This window comes from uncultured Meiothermus sp., assembly GCF_937863175.1.
GTDB lineage: Bacteria > Deinococcota > Deinococci > Deinococcales > Thermaceae > Meiothermus.
Genome location: NZ_CALMCQ010000487.1, coordinates 1 through 2,267, shown reverse-complemented (window position 1 = coordinate 2,267; position 2,267 = coordinate 1). Strand labels below are relative to the sequence as shown.

At 59.7% G+C, this 2,267-nt stretch carries 2 protein-coding genes; both read right to left on the bottom strand.

The genetic code is table 11. The features are described from left to right. Positions 1-76: 76 nt before the first annotated feature. On the bottom strand, positions 77-1,228 hold the full coding sequence (locus Q0288_RS17980; protein ID WP_299433809.1) for a pyridoxal phosphate-dependent aminotransferase: 1,152 nt from the start codon (positions 1,226-1,228) through the stop codon (positions 77-79). Between the two features lie 202 nt (positions 1,229-1,430). Next, positions 1,431-1,952, bottom strand: a complete 522-nt coding sequence (locus Q0288_RS17975) for a DUF402 domain-containing protein (protein WP_299433807.1) — start codon at positions 1,950-1,952, stop codon at positions 1,431-1,433. Positions 1,953-2,267 lie beyond the last annotated feature (315 nt).

Sequence of the window (2,267 nt, the reverse complement as noted above, 5' to 3'; positions counted from 1 at the left end):
TCGAGGCCGCAGGCGCGAGCGCGTACCTTACAGGATCGAGCCGATGCGCTCGAGGCCGCAGGCGCGAGCGCGTACCTTACAGGATCGAGCCGATGCGCTCGAGGGCCTCGCGGATGTTTTCCTCGCTGGTGGCGTAGCTAAAACGAACATGGTGGGGGGCCGCGAAGTCGGTGCCTGGCACCACCGCCACCCTGGCCTCGTTGAGCAGTTGGAGGGCGGCTTTGTTCTCGTCGAGATCAATCTTGGACACATCGGAGAGCACATAAAATGCCCCGTTTACCTTGGGGGTGGGCAGGCCCAGCGCATTCAGGCCGTCCACAATAATGCTCCGCCGAGCACGGTAGGCCGCTCGAGCCATCGAAATGAACTTTTGTGCCTCCTCCACGTTATTCAGTGCCTCGACCATGGCCCACTGGGCAATGGTGTCGGGGCTGGTGGTGGACTGACTGGAAACATCAATTATGCCCTTGATCACGTCCCTGGGGCCACCGGCGTAGCCGATGCGCCACCCGGTCATGGCATAAGCCTTGGCCGCGCCGTTCACGGTGATAGTACGGTCGGGGGCCACATGGGCTGGTGAAAAGTGTTCGCCTTCGTAGATGAGGTGTTCATAAATTTCGTCGGACACAATATAAAGATCGTGTTTGTTGGCCAGTTCGGCTATGGCCACCAAGACTTCTTTGGGATAAACCGCACCGGTGGGGTTGCCAGGGGAGTTGAGCACAATGGCCTTGGTACGGGGGGTGATCTTGCCCTCAATCTCGCCAGGATCGGGAATGAAACCCGACTCGGGGCCGGTGTTGACCTCTACCGGCACCCCCTCGGCAAAACGGGCCATTTCGGGATAGCTGACCCAGTAGGGGCCAATCACGATCACTTCGTCGCCCGGATCGAGGATAGCCTGGAATAAGTTAAAAAGGCACTGCTTGCCGCCAACCGTCACTACGGTCTGGTCGGTGGGGATCTCGAGGCCGTTTTCGCGCTTGAACTTGGCCCGGATGGCTTCGCGCAGTTCGGGAATGCCCGCAGGCGGAGCATACTTGGTTTTGCCCGCCAACATCGCCTGAGCAGCAGCATCTTTGACGAACTGGGGGGTATCGAAATCGGGTTCGCCTGCCGTCATGGCAATCAGGTCTACCCCCTGACGACGCAGCTCGAGGGCTTTGGCATTCACCGCCACCGTCGAAGACGGTTTCATGGTCTTGACGCGCTTGGACAGACCTCGCATACCAGTAGATTGTCCAGGGTCGAGGGTCTGGGGTCAAGAGTAGGGGCAACGGCAAAGGGTTTGGCAGACCAGGTACAGCGACCTGTACGCAGGCGCAGGTCACAAGTCGTGGTTGAGGTTTGCTTTCGGCCACTGGCTTTGGCTTAAGGCCCCCAAAAGTCGGCCTGGTGTAAGAATTTCAACACCCGCAGCGTAAGTTCGTCTATATCCGCTCCAACCACGATCTCCCCTGCTCTGGCGGCAACACCGGCCATTGCTGTCGGCGCACATGCTGCTCGACCTGCTGCACGGCCCGGTTGGCTTGCTCCACCCATTCGGCGGGATAGAGCGGGGCTTTGACCGCAAACTCCTCCAGGTCGTAGGACTGGCAGGTGTGGTCGGCCCTGCACCTGACATCTATTTCCAGGTCGTACTGCCAGATGCGGTTCGACTCGAAACGCGGCGGCGTCTGAATGTTCCAGTAGTATTCCAGCACCTTCCCATCCGCATCCAAATCCGGCCCCCCCGAGTACCAGCGCCCCACAAACAAAGCTACATAGGCCTGGTGATCCACCCGCAGCAGCCGGTTTTTGCCAACGTGGTGAAACTCGAAACCAAGCGGCATGTAGACCAGCACCCCTTCATCGCGCAGCTCGTACACCTGGGCTTCCCACCAGTAGTGCAGCGTGTCGGCAGGATACTTCCAGAACTCGACGCGCAGGGTCTGGCCAATCCAGTAATTCACCCTATGGCTCACCCTTCAACCACCCAGCCCATGCAGGCACTCTGGCCAGTCATCTCCATCCGCCGCGAAGCATAGGCCAATTTCCGGGGCAGGGGTTTTGGGCATAGCGCCCTCAGCCTATCGCAAGCGGGGTGTGAATTGGAGCCATGGGAAGCTCGGGGCACTCGAGGGCAGATACTGTGGGGTGAAGGGAAAAACCCTGCCGATACCTCCCCGCCTAGCGCGAGTTCACTGCGGGTAGTCGAAAGCTGCCCGAAGCGCAATCGGGTCATATCGCATTACGATTGGGGCAATCAGACCCTAACCCCGGGGGCT